Below are 21,703 nucleotides of genomic sequence, written 5' to 3'. Positions count from 1 at the left end.
TGTTGGCAAATTAAAGCATAGCTAGTCTCGTTCTTTTGCCGATTGCATCTGCGATACTTGTAATGAATCCGCATGAAAATGGGTTTGTTAGCAAATAATGGGGATAAGTTAAGCGACAGGAGCTGCCATCATGAAACGCAATCAATTTATCGGTAGAAGCAGACGCCAAATTCAAGGAAATCAAGAGCAGAGGAAGAACGGCAACCATCATCGCAGACCGGACGGGGATACAAGCCAAGACAAAAACGAGACCGATTCCCGAAAGGATGCTAATTCTCAGCAGCATCAAGCGGAGCCTCAAAGCCGCGATAGAACACACCAGGATGATGCAGGTATCCAAAGCAGCGGCAGCACGCATAATGATGCTGGGTCTGAAAGCAGCGGCAGTGTGCGGCATGGTGATGCTGAATCTCGGAGCAATGGCAGTAGGAAGCAGAATCAAGCCGAGTTACAGAGCAGCGATAACTTGCAAAATGGCAATAGCTCACAGACCGGTGCAAATTCACAGGGGGATTACGGTTCATCGAATGGAACTACCTCTCGGGTAGATTCCGCACAGGGAGGTGCAGGCTCGCAAGGAACTTCTGGCTCCCAGAGCAGTACCGGCTCCCAGGAAGGCGCTGATTCGCAAGGCAGTCCTATTCTTCAGAGCAGTATTCCACAGGGCGGAACCCATAATAGGGAAATTCCTGGGGAGTTGCAGCAAACCGTACAGCGCATCCAGAAAGAAACCGGGGATAGCCCCGATATCGTTGTCCGTAAAATGAGTTTGGGGGGAGAAAAGCCGACCTCTATCGCTGTTATTTACTTAAATGGATTAAGCGATCAAATGATTATCAATTCCTTTGTTATGGAAACCATATCCGGTCTGGGGGAATTGGAAGCGAAGGATTCGGAAGCCATGCTGGACCAATTGCAGACCAAGTTCCTGTCCCTGGGTGAATCAAAAATAGTTTCTGAGTGGAGCCATGTGGTGTTTGATATTTTGTCCGGGGATACAGCTATATTTTTGGAGGGAAGCACTAGAGCCATTATAGCCGGAACCCGTGGCGGAGAATGGAGATCCATTACGGAATCTACTACGGAGCTAGTCGTCCGGGGTCCGAAAGACAGCTTTGTTGAATCGATCGCAACCAATATCTCCCTCCTTCGGCGCAGAATCAAAAACGCGGATTTGTGGCTGGAGACCATGAAAATAGGCGCTGTCTCTCATACGAATGTGGCTATGATGTATATTCAGAGCCTGGCTGATCCGAAGCTTGTTCAGGAAGTCAGGCAGCGTCTGGAGAACGTTCAGCTTAACGGAGTACTGGAATCCGGTTATATCGAAGAATTTATTCAGGATAAGACTTTTACTCCGTTCCCTACCATATTTAACACAGAGAGGCCTGACACCGCGGCTGGACATTTATTGGAGGGCCGGGTAATCATCCTTGTTGATGGCACCCCGTTCGTCTTAATTTTGCCAACCGTATTCGGCCATTTCTTTCAATCGCCGGAGGATTATTCCCAGCGTTTCGATATCAGCATTATAATGCGTTCGATTCGCTATCTCAGCTTCATCATACTGCTTCTTGGACCAGCTATATACATCGCGCTGACGACATTTCATTATGAGATGCTTCCTTCACTGCTGCTGGTCAGTCTGCTTGCCCAGCGGGAAGGAGTACCCTTCCCGGCATTTGTCGAAGCGATGCTGATGGAGGTTACCTTTGAACTGCTCCGTGAAGCGGGGCTGCGCATGCCAAGAGCTGTCGGGCAGACGATATCGATTGTGGGTGCGCTTATTTTGGGAACAGCCGTGGTTGAAGCGGGACTGATTACTCCGGGAATGGTCATCGTCGTTGCCTTGACGGGAATTTCCAGTTTTGCGCCGACTGCATACAATATCGCTGTTGCTGGACGGCTGATCCGGTTTGTATTCATGGTCTTGGCTGGCATGTTCGGATTGTACGGCATTACTCTGGGAATTGTGATGCTGATCATCCACATGAACAGTCTCCGATCTTTTGGAGTTCCGTATCTAGCTCCTATTACACCATTTGTTCCGAAGGATCAGAAGGATACGTTCATCCGTATGCCGGCTTGGATCTTAAGGACTCCGCCAGACAGGATCAGGGAGCAGCATCTCATTCGGGAGGGCCGGAATAAAAACTCGATAGGACTCAACCACCAACAGGGCCAACAAGGCCAGCAGTGGCAGCAGGGCCAGCAGGGCCAACAGGGCCAGCAGGGCCAGCAGTGGCAGCAGGGCCAACAGGGCCAGCAGTGGCAGCAAGGCCAGCAGGGCCAGCAGTGGCAGCAAGGCCAGCAGGGCCAGCAGGGCCAGCAGTGGCAGCAAGGCCAGCAGTGGCAGCAAGGCCAGCAGTGGCAGCAAGGCCATCAAGGTCAACAGGGCCAACAGGGCCAGCAGTGGCAGCAGGGCCAACAGGGCCAACAAGGCCAGCAGTGGCAGCAGGGCCAGCAGGGCCAACAGGGCCAGCAGGGCCAGCAGGGCCAGCAGTGGCAGCAAGGCCAGCAGTGGCAGCAAGGCCATCAAGGTCAACAGGGCCAACAGGACCAACAAGGGGCTTCGGATCACGGGATATAAGGGGTTGCCGGGCTATGTGATGAACTGAACTTGCAGGCCGCTCATTAGACTAATTTGTTTCTGGCAGGAGGAGCGATCCATGATAAAGAGGACTATAGCCGTCGCTTTGGCTTTCTGCTGTATTGTGCTGACGAGCGGCTGTTGGGACGCTATTGAGTTGAACCGGAGGGCGGTCGTTTCCGGCATCGGCATCGATCATGCGCCGGGAGAGGAGGGGCTGCTTATGGTAACCTTCCAGGTGATCATCGCCGACGAAATCTCGGGTAAAACCGGCAGAGGAGCTACTCCGACTTCTGTTTACTATGGCAAGGGGCACACGATTAGCGAAGCGATCCGCAACGCTTCCCGCCAAGTGCCGCGCTTGACTTCCACAGCGCATACCAGGCTCATTGTCATCTCTGAGAGTATTGCCCGGAAAGGCATCGCGGAAATTATGGACTTCCTGGACAGGGACTCCGATATTCGGTTGTCCTCTGATGTCGTTATTGCCAAAGAAAATCTCACCGCCGAAGAAGTGACTGCTTCGCTTACGCCCATTGGCAAAATTATGGCCTATTCTCTTTCGGAAAAAGTTGAGTTTGCGTCGAGCCAGCTAGGGGAAAATTACCCTATGGCAATAGATGATATCATGCGTGACTTGCTGATTCCTGGAGGGGGACCTGTCATCAATGGATTGGAGGTGTTTGGCGACGTAAGTGGACTGGGCAAGAAGAGCAATTTGGAAAGCGTTAGAAGCTCGCTAATCGTGATCGGCGCCCCTGCTATTTTCAAAGGCGATAAGCTGGTGGATTGGTTATCCCCGAACGAAAGCCGCGGCATGGTCTGGATGAAGAATAAAATGAAAAAAACTTCGCTGGTCCTGCAGCCCGATCAGGAAATAGGCAGCATGGGCATGGACGTCATTCGCTCCAAAACCGACTTGAAAGCCAAACTGGACGATCCGCTTCACCCGGTGATCCAGGTCGGAGTCAAATTGCAGTTGTCTGTAAGGGACGTAAACACCCCCATTGATTTGAAACAGCCTGAGGTGCTCCACATGATTGAAGCAAAAGCGAATGAGGAGATTGTTCGTGACTTGCAGGCCGTTGTCCAAAAAGCACAATTGGCAAAGAGCGATATTTTTGGTTTTGGAGGAGTTATCGAGCGTCAAAGTCCTGCGGTTTGGAAAAAGATTGAGGGTCAATGGGAAGATCTGTTTCCGCAGATTAAAGTTGAATATAATGTGGATTCCGTCATACGCAATACGCAGCTGCGTGACCGCTCCTATAAATTTCATCAACGCTAGGGAGGCATAGCGAAGTGGAGAAAATCAAAATCACTCCTTTGCAAATATTTTCGTTAATAGTCTTGTTTGAGCTGGGTACGGGACTTGTCGTCAATTTGGGAATGGAAGCCGGCAAGGACGAGTGGCTGGCCGTTCTGCTCGGGATGGTCATCGGAATTTTGCTGTATGCCGGCTATTCGATGCTGTACCTGTGGTTCCCCAATATGCTGCCTACGGAATATGATAAACTGCTGCTTGGTAAATACCTGGGAACCTTGGCTGGAATCAGCTATATGGTATTTTTCTTGTATAAGGCTTCGAGGGATTTAATGGACGGCGGGTTGCTGGTCATTGCCACGACGCTGCGGGAAACTCCCGTTTTTATTGTTAATATGCTCATGATGATTACTGTTGCTTATACGATACATAAAGGGCTGGAGGTGCTCGCCCGAACGGCTCTGATCCTATTGACAGTCATGATGATGATCGGTGCGCTGAACCTGCTTCTCATTGCTTTCGCGCACATTGTCGATATTAATCGGCTGTTGCCTGTGCTGGGCGGCGGCATAGGGTCGCTGCTCCGAGCGGTGTCCAGAACAAATTATCAGTTCCCATTTGCAGAGGTCATTGCGTTCAACATGCTGCTGCCGTTCCTGAATCATCCCAAAAAGGGGGTTAAAGCCGGTTATTTAGCCCTTTTATTTACCGGCCTTATACTTAGTTTAGCCGTGGCGACGACAGTAGCCGTGCTGGGGGCTGATCTTGCCGAGCGATCTTATTTTCCCATGTTGATTATGGTCGGGAAGGCTTCGATCTCCGACTTCATTCAGCGGCCAGATATCTTTGTCGTTATGGCGTTTATTATTGGCATCTACTTCAAAATTTGCATTTACTTCTTTGCAGCGGTCATAGGGATATCGAATATTTTCAATATCCCGTACCAGAAATTAATTTACCCGCTTACTCTCATCATTTTGGCGCTGACGGCTTTTGAAACCCGTTCATATAGCGAGCATTTAACGAAAGGGGGAAAAATGCTGTATCTGGTCGATCCGGTATTTTTCATTGTGCTCCCGTTAATCCTTCTGATTGCAGCTGTAATTCGCAAGTTTATTTTCCGTTCAAGACCCGGAGCCGGAACCGGAACCGGCGGGGGATTCGGGACAGGAGCCGGGGACGGGATAATGGGCGGAGCCGGCACTAGTGCCGCTGGGACTGCCCATACCGGAACTGAAGGCGGTTCCGGAGCCGGATACGAAGTTCCCCGAAGCGGCCCCGGAAGCGGCGGAGGGGTTGGCGGTGGTGGAAGTTGACTTGCCGGCCGGATTTTTCTTTTTCGCATACATAGCACGGAACATGTCGGGTACAACGAGAAGCAGGAGCATAGCACTAGCAGCCCATTTTTCTGCACCCGTGAAGAAGGAATGGCTCGTGTTTATAAAAATGGTGTTCCATGGAAAGCCGGTTCGGATATCAACCCACATGCTAAATGCAGCGCATAACAAGGTAAACAAAATGGTAATCGCATATTTTTTCACGAACATCGGTATCCATCCTTTTGGTCAGAATTATAGTCTTATTATGTGAATGGACCGGCTGTTCCCATGCAGAAATTGAATTTTTCCGGGGGGTGAGCCGGAGCAGGGACAGACCAGCTTGACGAATTGTATAATAAGACTTATACTAATTCTAAAAACAAATCATAAGGAATGATTCTATATATGAAATCACTAAATTTAACGACGCAGCGCAAAGCAGTTTACGATGTCGTCCGCAATGCGAATGACCACCCGACTGCGGCGGAAGTAATGAACCGTCTTGTCGAACAGGGTTATAATTTTGCATACGGCACGGTATATAATTCGCTCAGATACTTAACCGACAAAGAGCTGATCCGTGAATTGAAGCTGGGCGAGGCCGCAAGCCGTTATGACGCCAAGCTGGATGATCACCAGCATATTCTGTGCGAGGTGTGCGGCAGAGTGGATGAAGTCATGTCGAAGGTTCCGGAGGACTGGAGCGCTGATGTAGCCAAGGAGACCGGATATGACGTGCATCATGCCCATGTTGTATTTGGGGGGGTGTGCCCAGAATGCAGGCAGAAGAAGTAAAGAAAAGAGTACAGAGCGGATCGGTTACTCCGTTTAGGCGCCCAGAGCAAGGGCTTGGATACAATGAGCAGCTGTTCGGTAATGATTATCCTCAAGCATGTCCGGTGACGCAGCGCGTCATCCTCGTCAGCCCATTTCCCAGCGAAATTTATGAGCTTGTAAGGGATCTGTCGGTAGGCTGCTTCGATGTCCTTGTATTTCATCATTTGGAGCAGGGCCTCCGCAATGCTCTGGCTGCCGATCTTGTTATCTTTGACTTGACGGCTTATCGGGGCAGTGAAGAGGTTTCGATGCTTACCAAGCGAATGCTGCAGGATCTCGAAGATGTCCCTTCCCTGCTGCTGGTGAACGAGGCGATGCTATCGCAAATGGACCCGAGCTTAATGCACCTCGAGCTCCTCGTCTGGCCTTCCTCGCCGCATGAGATACTGTACCATGTTCAGCGGATTATCCGCACAAGCAATCATCGTCCAGCTTCCGGTGCTTTACCAGCCGGGGGAACGTCAACTTATAAAGATCTTTGGATCGACCGCAAGAAGATGCAGGTGTACCGGTCCGGCATAGCTATCGAGCTGACCAAGACGGAATACGAGCTGCTGATTAAATTGCTGGATCATGAAGGGAGCGTCCTGTCCCGGGAAGAGCTGCTTGCTGACGTATGGGAGACCTCCTTTATGGGCGGGAGCAACGTAGTGGACGTGCACATCAAGAGCCTGCGCAAGAAGCTCGGCGACAGGGCCGCGAATCCGACTTATATCGCGACTGTCCGAGGGGTCGGATACCGTTTGGCGGATTAAAGGAGCCGACTACAAACGAATAGTGCTCATACTATTAAAATTATGCAAACCGCTCGCTTATCGGCCGAGCGGTTTTATGCGTCGTTGTCGAAAAAGGAAAATATGCGATTTATGTCGAATATAACAATATAAATATTACATATACAAGCAAAACAGGTTAGGGTCAAAAGTTAGGTTCAAATCTATGAAGGAAAGGAACTGAATTGAATGAAAAGGCGCGTAACGTTTTCATTATTTATGGCTAGTCTATTGATTGCCGCCGTTCCTGTGGTGTTACTGCTGCTGCTGGATGAGTCCATGAAATGGATCGTGGCTGTAGTGTCTGTTGTGTTTGCTTTGTTGGTGTCTGCGTTATTGATTCGAAGCATAACAGGCCCGCTTCAACGCTTAAGTGCATCTATTCAGAAAATTAGCGGAGGCGATTTGTCGGAGCGGGTCAGCGGAGCCGAGCGTAATGATGAGATCGGCATAGTGGCCAAGCGGCTGCAGGAAGCGGTCGATCAATGGAATGTTATGCTGACGGAGATGCAGCAAGCGTCCAATCAGGTCAGCTTATCGGCGAACCAGCTGTCGGCAAGCGCAGACCAGACGACCCGAGCGATCGAGCATGTAACTCAGGCTATACAGGAAGTGGCTTCTGGCAGTGAACGCCAAACGCATAATATGATTCGCGGGGTAGAAGGTGTCGAGGATATTTCACGGCAAGCCGCGGCGATATCGGGCCATATTCAAGAGGTCAGCGAGACGATGGAGCAGACTACAGCCGTGGCTGAAGAAGGAAATACGTCTGTTCTCAGCGTCGTTGAAAAAATCGAGTATATTCATCAAACGGTCGATGAGCTCGGCGGGGTCATTCAAACCTTGAACGAGCATACCGAGAATATCGGCGGGATTGTCGGTGTCATTACAGGAATCGCCCAGCAGACCAATCTGCTTGCCTTGAACGCATCGATTGAAGCAGCAAGAGCCGGGGAGGAAGGGCGCGGGTTTGCCGTTGTCGCATCGGAAGTCCGGAAGCTTGCCGAAGGCTCTGAGAGCTACGCCCATCAGATTGAGGAGCTTATTGACGGTGTTCAAACGGAAGTACAGCGGGCGCTGGAATCGATGGAGAATGCGAAGAAGGGCGTAGAGGAAGGCATTGTTGCCGTCGATATATCCGGCCGCAGCTTCTCGCGCATCCGCAGAGCCGTACGCGGAGCAGCAGCCAAAATCGAAGAGGTGTCCGGCTCGGCCCGGGAATTAACGCAGGGGGCCGGGAAAGTGTCGCAGATTATCTCCGAAATCCGCAACATTACGGAAGAAGGTGCGGACAATGTCGGGGCGATTTCCGCAGCCGCCGAGGAGCAGCTCGCTTCGATTCAGGAAATCGCGTCTTCTACGACCCAGTTGTCCTCGATTGCGGGGCAGCTGGAAGAGATGTCGGGTAAGTTCAGATTGCGAAAATCCTAAATGGAATTAGGCCTGCTAAGACAATGGAATGCCGTCTCGCCGTCGGTTAAACGATGGCGGGGCGGCATTTTCGAGTTTAAAGCGGGATTTTTTCTAGATGTTCCTGATTCTAAAGTTGGATGCATAAATGCAACAGCCGGAATTCATTCTAACGAGAAAGATGCAATAGAACGATTTACTTAACCCCCTGTGTCGTTTAAGCTTATGTTAAACGAAGCTGCTGGCAATGATAGCTGAATACGGGGGTAGAGAAGTGGCTAGAAGATTAGAAGGCAAGCGAATTGCGCTGACCGGGCCTCGCCGTGCCGAGGAGCTGGGCAAGCTGATCGAGAATATGGGCGGAATTCCGCTCTACCGGCCAGCACAGGGGACTGTGTTTTTGGAAGACGAGAAGCTGCGGCAGGGGATACGGACGTGGGTGAGCCAACCTCCGGACTGGTCTATTTTTACCACGGGAATTGGGCTTAATGCTCTGTTCGAGATGGCCGAGGAGATGGGGCTGCTGGAGGTGTTGCTGGCCAATCTCTCTAATTCGCGCATCGCCGCGCGGGGGTATAAGACGGTGAATGTTTTGAAGAAGCGCCAGTTGACGCCTCATGTCCGCGACGATGACGGCAGCACGGATGGACTGATCCGCGAGCTGGCCGCATATGAATTGAAGGGTGCTACGGTATTGCTGCAGTTATACGGCGACCGTGCGCCAAAGCTGGTGGAATGGCTTGAGCAGCAGGGGGCGGTCTGCACGGAAATATTGCCTTATCGTCATATTGCGCCCCCGGAGGAGGACTTAAACCGCCTATTGCTGGATATTGTGGAGGGGAAAGTTGATGCCGTATCCTTTACAAGCAGTCCGCAGGTAAGGTTTCTGCTGGAATATGCGGAGAAGCAAGGCCGCTTCGACGAGCTGATCTCTGCGCTGCGCGGGCCGGTAATCGCCGTTGCCGTAGGTAAAGTAACCGCTCAGGGACTGTATGAAGCGGGAATTCCTCGCGTAGTCGCTCCGAAGGAAGAACGAATGGGGAGCATGATTGTTGAACTAGCGCGTTATTTCGCCGGCGAAAGCGATCCCCTGCTGGCTGGCAAATAAGCCCTGCCCTGCCGGGGATGGGGACTTTACGGACAGGAGGAGCAATTCATGAACAAGAAAAGAGCGCTGCTGATTGGTGATTATACTCATCCTAAATTTTATCCCCTGCAAGGGGTTGATCGGGAAATAACCCATATTTTGAATGACAGCTTTTCAGTACAATGTACAGAGAACAACCATATGCTTGAGGAAAGCAATTTGCAGTCGTTCGACCTCTGCATTTCCTATCACGACAGTTGGAGGGAGAAGCTGTCCTCCAAGCAGACCTCAGGTCTTCTGTCCTGCATTAGCGGCGGGCGCGGACTGTTAGTTCTTCATAACGGCATTGTTTTGCAAAAGAAATACGAGATTGCCCAGCTCATTGGCGCCCGCAACGTATCGCATCCTTCCTTGCAGAAATTGCAGATGCGCGTGACAGCGCCGGATCATGACATCATGCTTGACATTTCGCCCTTTGAAATCGAGGACGAGCCATACCGGTTTGAGTTTGATCCGTTTTGCGAAACGACGATTTTGCTGGAATTCGAGATGGATGGAGAATGGCACCCGGCGGCTTGGGCGCATAGCTATGGGCTTGGCCGTGTAGTCTATCTTCTTCCAGGACGCGATCAGGCTGTGTTCCAGCATCCAGAGTATCGCAAGCTCGTGCTGCAGGCAGCGAAGTGGGCGGCAAGGTCGCCGGGCTAAGCGGATTTGAAGCGCGGCTTTATACCGCGTTGAATCACGGAACCAAAACAACCTTCTACAAAAGGCCGGAACGCTGATTGGATGCGGGTTCGGCCTTTTTTAAAGCAGGGAAAACCTGAAACAACGCAGGATACTAAACAACGAGGTGGATATATTTGACGACTTTCGATCAATGGGGCATTTCGCCTGAGCTTATTCGAACGCTACAACATCATGGCATCAGCACTCCGACACCAGTACAGGAGGAGGCTATTCCTGTCCTGCAGGCAGGGGAGGACGCGATTGTCCAGGCCCAGACGGGAACAGGAAAGACGCTGGCATTCCTGCTGCCGATCATGGACAAGCTGAAGGCGGATCGCCCTGACCCGCAGGCGCTGATCATCACGCCAACCCGGGAATTGGCCATTCAAATTACGGCGGAGGCGCGCAAGCTGGCTGCTGCCCGCGAGGGGATATCGATTCTCGCTGCGTATGGAGGACAAGATGTGGAGCGGCAGCTTCGCAAATTGCACAATGGCACCCAACTGGTCATCGGTACACCGGGCCGATTGCTGGATCATTTGCGCCGCGGTTCGCTGACGCTGGGTGCTGTACGCATGCTCGTGCTCGATGAAGCGGACCAGATGCTGCATATGGGCTTCCTGGCCGAAGTAGAGGCGATTATTCATATGGTTCCGAAAAACCGCCAGACCATGCTGTTTTCCGCGACGATGCCGGACAATGTCAAGCGGCTTGCCCGGTCATACATGGACCGGCCGCGGGATATCCGCATCGCAGAGACCTCCCGTGTCACGCTGGACAGTATCCGCCAAATTCTCGTGGAATGCACGGACCGTGGCAAGCAGGGGGCTTTGATCGAGCTCATCCGCACCCATCGCCCTTATCTGGCGGTCATCTTCTGCCGGACGAAGCGGCGTGCGAGCAAGCTGAACGAAGCTTTGCAGGAGGCCGGGTTTGCCTCCGACGAGCTGCACGGGGATTTATCCCAATCCAAACGGGAGCAGGTGATGCGCGCATTCCGCGATGCGAAACTGGAGCTGCTCGTTGCTACCGATGTAGCGGCCAGAGGCATCGATGTTGAAGGCGTAACCCATGTGTTTAATTATGATATTCCGCAGGATGTGGACAGCTACATCCACCGGATCGGCCGTACGGGCCGGGCTGGCGGGAAAGGGGTGGCGATAACCTTTGCTTCTCCGCGAGATATCGATGCACTGCGCCATATTGAACGGGGCATAGGGATGAAGCTGGAACGGCGCCGTCAGGAGAAGAGCGAAACAGCAGCTTCTGTGAGCCGGGATACGGCAGGCAAACGGGAATCCAAGGATTCCGCCGGAAAAGGAAGACGGCCTGAAGGCAGGAAGCCGGCAGGCGGAAGAGCAGACGAAGGGCGCCGCGGCCAAGGCAGCGGGAAGGGCAGCCGTGAACGTCAATCCACCCGGTCCACCCAGGCTAGGGGCGCTAAGCCATCTAATACGAGAAGCGGACACGCCTCCCGCAGCGACAGCGGCGGCCGGCGCGGCAGATCGGAACGGGGAGGGCGCCGGGGGCGGTAAATACAGTCGGCTTGATATTGAAACGCAACAAAGTGTGGCTAAAATACGTTTTAAACATAGAAATAATGCCTCGTCCTTGAGGGGAAGAGGTTAGGGGGAGAGGGCAAAGTGAAAGACAGAAGGATCTTATCGATCTTGTTGATTTGCATACTGGCTGCAATCGCCATAACGGCTTGCGGTAAGGAGGATACGCCACCGCAGCTGGATAATTCGGCCGCAGTGTCCCAACCGGGTGCTAACCCGTCAAATGGGAACGAAGGGCAGGGCAATGCTGCTGGAGAAAGCTCTGGTCAGGGAGCCGCTTCCGACTCGGAGCAGGCGCCAGCGGCTAACAATCCGCAGGAAGGCTCCTCAGCGGTCGACAAGGCGGCTGCCGCCGATCCTCACAGCATTGCTGTGCTTGTTAATAAAGAGCTGGCTTTGCCTGAAGATTATGAGCCGTCCGATTTGGTCTATCCGGATGTACGGTTTACGTTCAAGGAGAAGATTGAGAAGCGGATGATGCGCAGCGAAGCTGCCAAGGCGCTGGAGGAAATGTTCGCCGGAGCCGAGCGGGACGGCATTTATTTGGCTGGCGTATCAGCCTACCGGTCTCACAGTACGCAAACGTCTTTGTTCAATCGTTATGTAGCAAGAGACGGAGAAGAGAAGGCCAAGACATACAGCGCGGTTCCAGGGCATAGCGAGCATGAGACCGGGCTTGCGATCGACGTCTCGGGGAGCGACGGGAAGTGCGCTGCGGAGGATTGCTTTGGAGGAACGAAGGAGGCCGAGTGGCTTGCCCAGCATTCCGCGGAATACGGCTTTATCATCCGTTATCCTGAAGGGAAAGAGGCCATTACAGGCTATAAGTATGAGCCTTGGCATCTACGCTATGTCGGCAAGGAAATCGCCGCGGATATTTTTGAACGGGACATTACCTTGGAAGAATATTATGATGCTGTTCCGGTATCCGGAACTCCATAGCTTTTGCCAGTCGGAATGATTCATCTCGCTGCCAGCCGGGTTATGTAGTTACGAACTCCAACTAAACTTTAAGGAGGCGTAGGGACATGTCCGAGCATAATCATGTAGTCAACAAAGAAGGCGAGATGGCGCTGAATAAAGTGGATGATGCGCTTAGGCGTATGGATGGGGAACGGAAGGAAGATATCCTCGAGAGTTTCGATGCCTTTAAACGTTATTTGGGAGGGCGGATCGAGGTAGCTCAGAGCATAGGGCTTAGCGAAGAGATGATGGCGAAGGCGGCGGAGAAGATCGGCGATTACCTGGCCGCTAACGAGGAGCCGCGCAATCGGGAAGAGAAGCTGCTGCAAGAGCTGTGGAAAGCCGGGGAGCAGGAGCATCGCCATGCTTTGGCCCATATTCTGGTCAGGCTTGTTAGAACAACACAGTAAGATGAAATGAGTTTAAGTGAAGGTGGTTTCCTTATGGAAATCACCTTTTTCTATTGACAACTGATAATGATTATCAGTATCTTTAGAACAGAGGATCTTTTGTTAGATAATGGACGCGTTGTGTTCACATATAATCAATATGTCGTATTGCGGAAAGGGAGATCATGATGATCGGATTGAATACATCCCATTTAAATATCGCTTATGGAGACCGTCTCATTGTAGAAGACTTGAATATCAGCATTCCTAAAGGGAAAATAACCGCCCTTGTCGGGGCGAACGGTTCGGGGAAATCGACAGTACTGAAAACGATGGCCCGCATCCTGCAGCCTAAATCCGGAACGGTGCTGTTGAACGGGAAATCCATTCATAAGCAGTCGACCCGGGAAGTGGCCAAGCAGCTGGCCATTCTGCCCCAGAATCCGACGGCCCCCGACGGGCTTACGGTCTATGAGCTTGTATCTTACGGCCGCTTTCCGCATCAGAAGGGGTTCGGAAGTCTGAAGTCTGAGGACCGGAAAATCGTCGATTGGGCGATTGATGCTACGGGCATGAACGAGTTTGCAGACCGGGCGCTTGAGCAGTTGTCCGGAGGACAGCGGCAGCGGGCCTGGATCGCCATGGCGCTGGCACAGGAGACGGATATTCTATTTCTGGATGAGCCGACGACCTTCCTGGATATGGCGCACCAGCTGGAGGTGCTGCAGCTGCTGGAGCAGTTGAACGCGGAATCCAGCCGCACCATCGTTATGGTCGTGCATGACTTGAACCATGCCGCAAGGTATGCTCACCATATGATTGCCATTAAGAAGGGGCAAGCCATCGCCGAGGGAGCGCCGGCCGAAGTGGTCACCTCTTCCGTCCTGCGTGAAGTATTCGGCATTGAGGCGGATATTGTGACGGATCCGCGGAGCGGAGTACCGCTGTGCCTTCCGTATGAGCTGTATCGCGTAGCAGAGAGCAAGGGACAGCTTCCGAAGAACAGTGTGCTTACAGGTGCCAGCGACAAGGTGGCAGCACTTCGTTAAGTAACGGGGCATTCAAGAGGCTTAGAGAGAGAAGCAGGAGGATCATATGCAGCGGTTGGCTATCGATTATCAATTCTTAGAACAGCATTGTCACGTGGTACGCAGCTTCAGAGAGCAGGCCATTTATACGGTTGAGGGACAAGAGCTCCTGGATCGGCAGCAGATCGAGCAGTTTTTGACCCTGTACCAATCCGAGATTAAAGGGCTTGATATTCAGGTTGCGGCGACGTATTTTGCGGCAAGCTGGCGGGTCCTTTGTACAGCGCTGCATTATATGGCGTCATTGACGAGCTCGCAGTTAAATTTTCGGTTGGATAATTTGACACTGCAGATCGTTCGGGTTCAGCAATTTCCGACGATCTTCTTCGTGCTGCGAGACCATACGGAGTCAGCATCGCCGGAAGGCGAAGCTAGCGTCTGGCAGGAGCAGCGGCTGGGCAGCTTCTACCAGGAAACCTTGCGGCCGGTGATGGAAACGGTAGCCGGCGTGTCCAAGCTGCCGGTTACGCAGCTCTGGGGACAACTGCCTCTCGGGATTGTTTATTATATCAAGCAATTAGCGAATAGGCTGGACACTGCGGAGCAGCGCGAACGGCTATGGGCGGACCATGAATCTGTCAAGGAAATGTCCGCGGAGTGGTTTGGTGTCAAGCGCAATCCGTTTGCGCTCAAGGAAATCATGGTAGATAATCCTTATACGCCTGGCGAGATGATGCCCTTGAAGCCCACCTGCTGTCTGGCTTACCGTACGAAGACTGATTTAGGCTATTGTTACACTTGCCCTAAGCTGACCAAGCAGCAGAGGGAAGAGAAGCGGAGCCAACTGATGCAGAAGCAAATGGAATCCAGCAAAAAATAAGCCGCCCTGGCTAGGGCGGCTTTTGTGAGGGATTAGCGATTACTTTAGCGACTGTAAAGCTTGGACTAGCGGGGTCTCCCCTGCAATTAAATTAAAGGCGGCATGCTCCGTCTCAGGCAGCTTTAAGGCAAGAACCGCCGCCTCGGCCACATCGTTTCGCGAGATAAATCCCGAATAGGTGAACCCGTCGCGGATCGATACTTTGCCTATAGGCAAATCATCGGTCAGACCTCCTGGACGTATAATGGTATGGCATAACGTGCTTTCTTCCAATACTTTTTCGGCCCGGCGTTTGGCTAATAAATATGGCTTCAAAATTTTCGGCATACGTTCCGGCTCAAGTGTCCCCATCGAGCTGATTAGAATGAAGCGTTTAACACCCAGCATGGCGGACTGCTCGATCAATCGAACGGTTCCGAGATGGTCAATTTCCTCAGGGTCTTCCTTATCTCCCGCGCCGACCGCGCAAATGACGGCGTCCGCCCCATCAATCCCTTCCGAGAACACAGTTCTCAAATCCCCGATGTACGGCTTGGCCCCCCATTCCTGTAAGTTATCCTGCTGTGATTCATTGCGAACCAGACCCCTGACTTCATAATTTTCTCTGAGAAGCGCTTTAACGATGTGACGACCTGTTCTTCCGTGCGCTCCCGCTACAAAGACGGTATACATGGGCAGCCCTCCGGTATCTAGATGATATTGGCAATACCCCCAGTTAACAGGGATATTTATCATTACCCTTAAAAAAATGTTCATAACCCCTTGCATTGTGAAAAAGATCACACTATAATAAGAGTCACAAGGTGAATGATTTCACAATATCTTATCTTACCAAGTGATATATTTCACAATAAACACCCCGATTTTTGAACATTATATAACATCGGGCCATCATAAGGAGGAAGAAATCATGAGAGTAGCAGTTATTGGATGTACGCATGCCGGGACGGCAGCCATTGTAAATACCGCAAAATTATATCCAGAGGCAGAGATTACCGTATATGAGCGCAATGACAATATTTCCTTTCTGTCGTGCGGTATAGCTTTATATGTCGGCGGCGTGGTGAAGGATCCTCAGGGATTATTCTATTCTTCGCCCGAGCAGCTTGCAGAGCTTGGCGTAAAAACAAAAATGCTCCACGAAGTGACCGCTGTGGACACAGACCGGAAGCAGCTTACGGCACGGAATTTGCAGACTGGGGAGGAGTTTGCGGATCATTTCGATAAACTGATTGTAACTACGGGTTCCTGGCCTGTCGTACCCCGATTCCCAGGGATCGAGCTGGATAACATTATTCTGTCCAAAAACTTCAATCATTCCAACATGATTATCGAGAAAGGAAAGGAAGCGCAAAATATTGTCGTCGTCGGTGCAGGTTACATTGGCATTGAACTGGTCGAAGCCTTCCAAATGAACGGTAAAAACGTGACGCTGATCGACGCGGAAGAGCGAATTCTGAGTAAATATCTTGATGCGGAATACACGGACGTTATTGAGGATACCCTGCGTGAACGCGGGATTGCTCTGGCGCTAGGCGAGAAGGTCGTACGTTTTGAAGGCGAGGAAGGTCGAGTGAATGCTGTAATCACCGATCATGGCCGGTATGCTGCAGACGTCGTTATTCTCTGCATCGGCTTCAAACCGAATACAGAGCTGCTGAAAGGCCAAGTCGATATGCTGGACAACGGGGCAATTATCGTGGACGAATACATGCGAACGAGCAAAAATGATGTGTTTGCGGCAGGCGATAGCTGCGCGGTATATTATAATCCGCTTAAAAGCCATGCCTATATTCCACTTGCCACGAACGCCGTGCGTATGGGAACATTAGCGGCGCGCAATTTGTTGACCCCGACAGTGAAATACCTAGGAACCCAGGGAACCTCGGGCATTAAAATTTACGAGAATAACATTGCGGCAACCGGTCTGACGGAGTCGGCAGCCAGGGAAGCCGGGCTTGAAGCAGACTCGGTACTGGTGACTGACAGCTACCGTCCGGAATTCATGCCGACCCATGAGAAGGTTACACTGAAGCTCGTATACGAGCAAGGAACAAACCGCATTCTCGGCGCACAAATCATGTCGAAGGTGGATTTGACGCAAGCGATCAATACCATTTCGGTCTGCATTCAGAACGATATGAAAATGGAAGAGCTCGCATTCGTCGATTTCTTCTTCCAGCCGCATTTTAACAAGCCATGGAATTTCTTGAACAGCGCTGGATTGCAGGTGCTCCCTGAAGTGCCGGCACAGGAAATCGTTCACGTGTAATCGCTGGGTCCACTCAGTTATCTTGTCAAGAATACAGCCACTGCCGGGGAGACGTTCTCCTGTGCGGTGGCTTCTTTCATAACCAACGTGACTAATGTTACATTGCCGGCGCGCCAAGGCACGATACAATGAGGATACAGTAGAGATAGATTATGGCTCAGTTCAAGAGGAGATGATAACCATGGCTTATTACAAACCGCCGCAAATCGCGGAAATAACCGTGGATACGGGAGTCCAGAAGGCGCGTAATCCCCTGCTGACTGTGATGATATTAGGATTTCTCGGCGGAGCGTTTATCGCGCTTGGATTTCTGCTCGATATACGGGTAATCAGCAATGCGCCGCAGGAATGGGGAAGCATCGTCAATTTCATCGGTGCAGCCGTTTTCCCGATCGGCCTAATTCTCGTGCTGCTTGCTGGCGGTGAGCTGTTGACAGGCAACATGATGGCCGTGCCGCTCGCACGGATGGCGGGGCGCATTACGACGCTGGAAATGCTGAAGAATATCCTGCTCATTACGGTCGCCAACTTTCTCGGCGCCGTCTTTGTAGCTTATTTCTTCGGGCATGTCGTCGGACTGACGGCCAGCGGTCCTTATCTTGATAAATTGATCGCGATGGCCGGACATAAGCTGGATGACAGCTTTCTGCAGGCCTTCGTATCCGGGATCGGCTGCAACTGGCTTGTTGCGCTTGCCGTGTGGCTGTCCTACGGCGCCGATAATATGAGCGGCAAAATCCTCGGCATCTGGTTCCCGACGATGGCCTTTGTCGCCATCGGCTTTCAGCACGTTGTCGCCAACATGTTCCTAATCCCCGCAGCGATATTTGAGGGTTATTTCTCTTGGGGAGATTATGTCCGAAATTTTGTGCCTGTCTGGCTAGGCAATTTAACCGGCGGCGCTTTGTTTGTCGCGGGTGCATATTGGACGGCTTATTTAAAGGATAGAAAAACAGAAGCTGTGCAGCAGCCCGAGCTTGCATCCATTCCCGTAAGCAAGCACGCATAATTTAACAGCTTATGAAGCGAATCAGTCTGTTGATCATGCAACAGGCTGATTTTTTTAGGCATGTCGCCAGGCCGGTTGATTTCAGGTTCCAGTAGACAGGGCCCCGTCTTTTTTCTAAGATGATTACAAAAGGAAGACATGAGAATAGGGGATGTGTTTACATGGTCCGAGAGGAGAACGGAGTGTTTCCGGCTGTGTGTCCATTGGATTGTCCGGATACCTGCGGCCTGTTACTGCATAAAGAAGACGGAAAAATCGTAAAGGTGACGGGGAATCCCGCGCATCCGGTCACGAAAGGCGCCATCTGCAATAAAGTCCGCAACATGACGGAGCGTATATATCATCCGGAACGTATTCTCTACCCGCTGCGGCGGACGGGAGCCAAGGGCGAAGGAAAATTCGAGCGGATGACTTGGGACGAAGCCATTGGCGAAATTGCCGGGCGATTTACGGAATTGATTCGCGATTACGGCTCGGAGAGCATTATGCCTTACAGCTTCTACGGCAATATGGGAGCGCTGAGCGTGGATGGCATGGATCGCCGTTTCTTTCACAGGATTGGCTCGACCCGGCTGGATCAAGGGATTTGCAATGCTGCCGGCAACGTAGGCTGGAAGTATACGATGGGATTCATGGGGGGGAAGAGTCCGGAGGAGACCGCCAAGGCCAAGCTGTTCATTGTATGGGGACAGAACACGATCAGCACGAATATGCACGCATGGTCCATTATGGAAAAGGCGCGCAAGCAAGGGGCGAAGCTCGTCGTTATCGATGTGCATCGGAATCGGACCGGCGACCGGGCGGATTGGTTCATTCCGCTCCATCCGGGAACGGATGCGGCTCTGGCGCTCGGCTTGATGCATGTCCTGTTCGACCGCGGCCTGGTGAACGAGGAGTTCCTCGAGAAGTATACTATTGGCCATCAAGAGCTGCGCGAGCATGTGAAGCAGTATACGCCGGACAAGGTGGCAGCCATTACCGGGGTTCCGGCGGGTGATATCGTCAAGCTAGCCAAGATGTACGGGGAAACATCTCCGGCGTTCATACAAATCGGCAACGGACTGCAGCATCACGACAATGGCGGCATGAACATCCGGACGATCGTCTGCCTTCCAGCGCTGACGGGGCAGTGGCTCGTCGAGGGAGGCGGCGCCATTAAAGCGAACGGTGATTATTCCAAATTCAATGGAGCGGCGTTGGAGCGTTCCGACCTCCGGGCGAATCCCGATGCCCGGATCGTCAGCATGAATCAGCTCGGCGAGGCGCTGCTGTCCCTGGATCCGCCGATCCGGGGAATGTTCGTCTACTGCGCGAACCCGGCTGTGGTAGCCCCGGATACAGACAAGGTGGAGCGAGGCTTGCTGCGCGAGGATTTGTTCACGGTCGTACATGATCTGTTCATGACGGATACGGCCAAATATGCGGATATTATCCTGCCGGCAACATCAACCTTCGAGAATACGGACGTATACCGGTCCTACTGGCATCACTACATCCAGCTTCAGGAGCCGGTCATTCCCCCGCAGGGCGAGAGCAAGAGCAATATGGAGGTATTCAAGCTGCTTGCGCAGGCAATGAGGTTCACGGAGGAGGCATTTCAGGATACGGAAGAGGATATGATTCGCCAGGCGCTGGATCACCCGGCAAATCCGCATATCGAGCATATTACGCTGGATGGATTGAAGGAGCACCGCTTCCTGAAGCTGAATATGGAATATCAGAGCCGTTATTTCACAGCGCCGCCAACCCCTTCCGGCAAAATTGAACTGTATTCGCAGCGCATGGCCGAGGCCGGACTTCCGCCGTTGCCCACTTATGTTCCGCTCGTGGAAGGCTATGACGGCGAACGGCGGCCAGGCACAGGCTCCCGCTATCCGCTCATGTTCATTTCGCCGCCGAACCACAGCTTTCTCAACTCCACCTTCGCGAATGTGGAGAAGCTGGCAGCGCTGGAGAAGGAGCCGACGCTGCAAATTCATCCGGAGGACGCGATGGCGCGGGGAATATCTGACGGAGACGCGGTTCTCGTGTGGAACGATCGCGGGCAGTTCGAAGTAACGGCGGCGATAACGGATAAAATGCTGCCAGGCACCGTTGTCAGCCAGGGTCTGTGGTGGGAGCAGGATGGCAAGCGCCAGCGTGCGAATGCACTTACCCCTGAACGCCTTGCCGATATGGGGAATGGGGCGACTTTCTTCTCGACTGTTGTTGAGGTAAAGCGTCAACGGAAGTGCTTGCCGAATCGATAAGATTACGCGATACTAGATAATTATTTTTGTGTATAGGAAAAGCCCGTAAGGGCTTTTTCCTCTTCATGCAGATGGTGGGCGATAACGTTGAAATTTTTGGAGCAGTATCCTAAAGAAGTGAAAGGTTTTCTAGTCGCCAGTCTTGTCAATTCCGCAGGCGGGTCGCTCATGTGGCCGCTCGTGTCGATGTATGTGTTTGATGAGCTGGGCCGCAGCATGGCGGACGCCGGCTTCGTCATTCTGATCCAATCCGTCGGCGGCATCGCCGGACAGCTCCTTGGAGGCGGGCTGTATCACAGAATCGGCGTTAAAAGATTGATCGTCGGCTCCCTGATTCTAAATGCGCTCGGATTGTTTACATTGCCTTTTATTAGCAGCTACTGGCTGTTTTTTGTGGCGATGATGGGCTTCATCGGCTTCTGCAATGCCGTGTCGCTTCCGGCAATCCAGGCGTTTGTCGGCTTTCGGTTTGCCGACCGGCGCGGAGAGCTGTTTAATGTCATTTATGTGGCCAACAATATTGGAGTAGCCGTCGGTACGGCGCTGAGCGGATTTCTGGCCGAATTTTCCTATCATTTGAGCTTTATTCTGAATGGAGTAACCGCGGCCGGGTTCGCGTTGTTCTTCTTCGCTTATTTGTCACGGATCGACGGGATCGGCGGCGAAGCAGCGGTGAAGTTGAAGAAGGGAGCTCCCTCCGAAGGCAAGGGGATGGGGCTGCTTCTTGGAAATACGCGAATTTATCTCTATATGGGGCTTGGCTCGCTGTTTCTCTGGTTCGGCAACTCAATATGGAACACCGGGGTGTCCCCGTATATTATTTCCGAAGGGATGTCCAAGACTGCCTATGGTTATTTGTGGACGTTGAACGGCATATTGATCTTCGTTGCCCAGCCGGTGACGGGGGCGATCAAGCGAATGTTTGCCCGTACGGAGAATGCTCAGATGACGATTAGCGCGATGTTCTACTTGTCGGCCTACATCGTCATTGTCATCATGAACAATTATCCGGGCATGGTGCTGGCAATGGTGCTGGCCACGCTTGGAGAGATGCTGATTTCTCCCGCGATCCCTTCGTTTATAGCCGAGCGGTGCGGCAAGGAGGCGCCGTTCTATATCGGGCTTGTAGGCGGTCTGGGAGCTGCAGGAAGAGTGATCGGCCCGTATATTATGGGATCGATGTATGATGGCGGCGGTCTTCCGCCGGTCGCTTGGCTGGCTGCCGGGACCGCGGTGTTATCCATCAGCTTCTTCTTCGCCCATTCCCGGATGAACCGGGCAAATGCTGCCCTGGAGCGTACGGTATGAGATTTTATAGCAAATTCCCTATAGTGGTATAATGGTAGTA

The 21,703-nt window shown here is 52.3% G+C and carries 18 protein-coding genes; 17 read left to right on the top strand and 1 reads right to left on the bottom strand.

The annotated features are described in order from the left end of the window. Window positions 1-130 precede the first annotated feature (130 nt). From MKX50_RS23320 to MKX50_RS23260, 13 genes are all read left to right on the top strand, one after another. Window positions 131-2,590: a spore germination protein gene (locus MKX50_RS23320; RefSeq protein WP_339157882.1), complete on the top strand. Its 2,460-nt coding sequence runs from the start codon at window positions 131-133 to the stop codon at window positions 2,588-2,590. A gap of 79 nt (window positions 2,591-2,669) precedes the next feature. Continuing rightward, entirely contained in the window at window positions 2,670-3,875 is a 1,206-nt protein-coding gene (locus MKX50_RS23315; protein ID WP_339157881.1) for a Ger(x)C family spore germination protein, read from the top strand. A 14-nt stretch (window positions 3,876-3,889) separates the two neighbouring features. Further along, window positions 3,890-5,167: a GerAB/ArcD/ProY family transporter gene (locus MKX50_RS23310; RefSeq protein WP_339157880.1), complete on the top strand. Its 1,278-nt coding sequence runs from the start codon at window positions 3,890-3,892 to the stop codon at window positions 5,165-5,167. A 408-nt stretch (window positions 5,168-5,575) separates the two neighbouring features. Then, complete coding sequence (locus MKX50_RS23305; RefSeq protein ID WP_213591158.1) at window positions 5,576-5,965, top strand: transcriptional repressor; 390 nt, start codon at window positions 5,576-5,578, stop codon at window positions 5,963-5,965. Continuing rightward, window positions 5,947-6,762, top strand: coding sequence for a response regulator transcription factor (locus MKX50_RS23300; RefSeq protein WP_283926134.1), 816 nt, complete (start codon window positions 5,947-5,949; stop codon window positions 6,760-6,762). The genes MKX50_RS23305 and MKX50_RS23300 overlap by 19 nt, the downstream gene beginning before the upstream one ends. Before the next feature lie 237 nt (window positions 6,763-6,999). Beyond that, window positions 7,000-8,211, top strand: coding sequence for a HAMP domain-containing methyl-accepting chemotaxis protein (locus MKX50_RS23295; protein WP_283926133.1), 1,212 nt, complete (start codon window positions 7,000-7,002; stop codon window positions 8,209-8,211). 253 nt (window positions 8,212-8,464) lie between these two features. Next, window positions 8,465-9,298 carry a uroporphyrinogen-III synthase gene (locus MKX50_RS23290; RefSeq protein WP_283926132.1) on the top strand — a complete coding sequence of 278 codons (834 nt, stop codon included), beginning with the start codon at window positions 8,465-8,467 and terminating at the stop codon, window positions 9,296-9,298. 48 nt (window positions 9,299-9,346) lie between these two features. Further along, on the top strand, window positions 9,347-9,985 hold the full coding sequence (locus MKX50_RS23285; protein ID WP_339157879.1) for a ThuA domain-containing protein: 639 nt from the start codon (window positions 9,347-9,349) through the stop codon (window positions 9,983-9,985). Window positions 9,986-10,140: 155 nt separating this feature from the next. Beyond that, window positions 10,141-11,541, top strand: coding sequence for a DEAD/DEAH box helicase (locus MKX50_RS23280; protein ID WP_339157878.1), 1,401 nt, complete (start codon window positions 10,141-10,143; stop codon window positions 11,539-11,541). A gap of 108 nt (window positions 11,542-11,649) precedes the next feature. Continuing rightward, window positions 11,650-12,507 (top strand): M15 family metallopeptidase, encoded by an 858-nt coding sequence (locus MKX50_RS23275; RefSeq protein ID WP_244996431.1) that lies wholly within the window; start codon window positions 11,650-11,652, stop codon window positions 12,505-12,507. A gap of 86 nt (window positions 12,508-12,593) precedes the next feature. Then, window positions 12,594-12,938: a DUF3243 domain-containing protein gene (locus MKX50_RS23270; protein WP_213591146.1), complete on the top strand. Its 345-nt coding sequence runs from the start codon at window positions 12,594-12,596 to the stop codon at window positions 12,936-12,938. Between the two features lie 167 nt (window positions 12,939-13,105). Then, complete coding sequence (locus MKX50_RS23265; protein ID WP_213591820.1) at window positions 13,106-13,966, top strand: ABC transporter ATP-binding protein; 861 nt, start codon at window positions 13,106-13,108, stop codon at window positions 13,964-13,966. A 46-nt stretch (window positions 13,967-14,012) separates the two neighbouring features. Further along, window positions 14,013-14,825 (top strand): hypothetical protein, encoded by an 813-nt coding sequence (locus tag MKX50_RS23260; protein WP_339157877.1) that lies wholly within the window; start codon window positions 14,013-14,015, stop codon window positions 14,823-14,825. A gap of 39 nt (window positions 14,826-14,864) precedes the next feature. On the opposite strand, the gene MKX50_RS23255 is transcribed toward MKX50_RS23260, so the two are convergent. Then, window positions 14,865-15,497: an SDR family oxidoreductase gene (locus tag MKX50_RS23255; RefSeq protein ID WP_339157876.1), complete on the bottom strand. Its 633-nt coding sequence runs from the start codon at window positions 15,495-15,497 to the stop codon at window positions 14,865-14,867. Window positions 15,498-15,735: 238 nt separating this feature from the next. On the opposite strand from MKX50_RS23255, the gene MKX50_RS23250 reads away from it, so the two are divergent. The 4 genes from MKX50_RS23250 to MKX50_RS23235 all read left to right on the top strand — a co-directional run bounded on the left by MKX50_RS23250 (window position 15,736) and on the right by MKX50_RS23235 (window position 21,663). Next, on the top strand, window positions 15,736-17,097 hold the full coding sequence (locus tag MKX50_RS23250) for an FAD-dependent oxidoreductase (RefSeq protein WP_213591141.1): 1,362 nt from the start codon (window positions 15,736-15,738) through the stop codon (window positions 17,095-17,097). A gap of 181 nt (window positions 17,098-17,278) precedes the next feature. Continuing rightward, a complete protein-coding gene (locus MKX50_RS23245) occupies window positions 17,279-18,106 on the top strand; it encodes a formate/nitrite transporter family protein (RefSeq protein WP_213591139.1) in 828 nt (275 codons plus the stop codon). A gap of 161 nt (window positions 18,107-18,267) precedes the next feature. Beyond that, window positions 18,268-20,355 (top strand): molybdopterin oxidoreductase family protein, encoded by a 2,088-nt coding sequence (locus tag MKX50_RS23240; protein ID WP_339157875.1) that lies wholly within the window; start codon window positions 18,268-18,270, stop codon window positions 20,353-20,355. An 87-nt stretch (window positions 20,356-20,442) separates the two neighbouring features. After that, window positions 20,443-21,663: an MFS transporter gene (locus MKX50_RS23235; RefSeq protein ID WP_213591135.1), complete on the top strand. Its 1,221-nt coding sequence runs from the start codon at window positions 20,443-20,445 to the stop codon at window positions 21,661-21,663. The last annotated feature ends 40 nt before the right edge of the window (window positions 21,664-21,703 follow it).

This window comes from Paenibacillus sp. FSL W8-0186 (genome assembly GCF_037969765.1).
Taxonomy (GTDB): Bacteria; Bacillota; Bacilli; order Paenibacillales; family Paenibacillaceae; genus Fontibacillus; species Fontibacillus woosongensis.
Note: the sequence above shows the minus strand (reverse complement) of the source record. Positions and strands in the feature narration are given on the sequence as shown.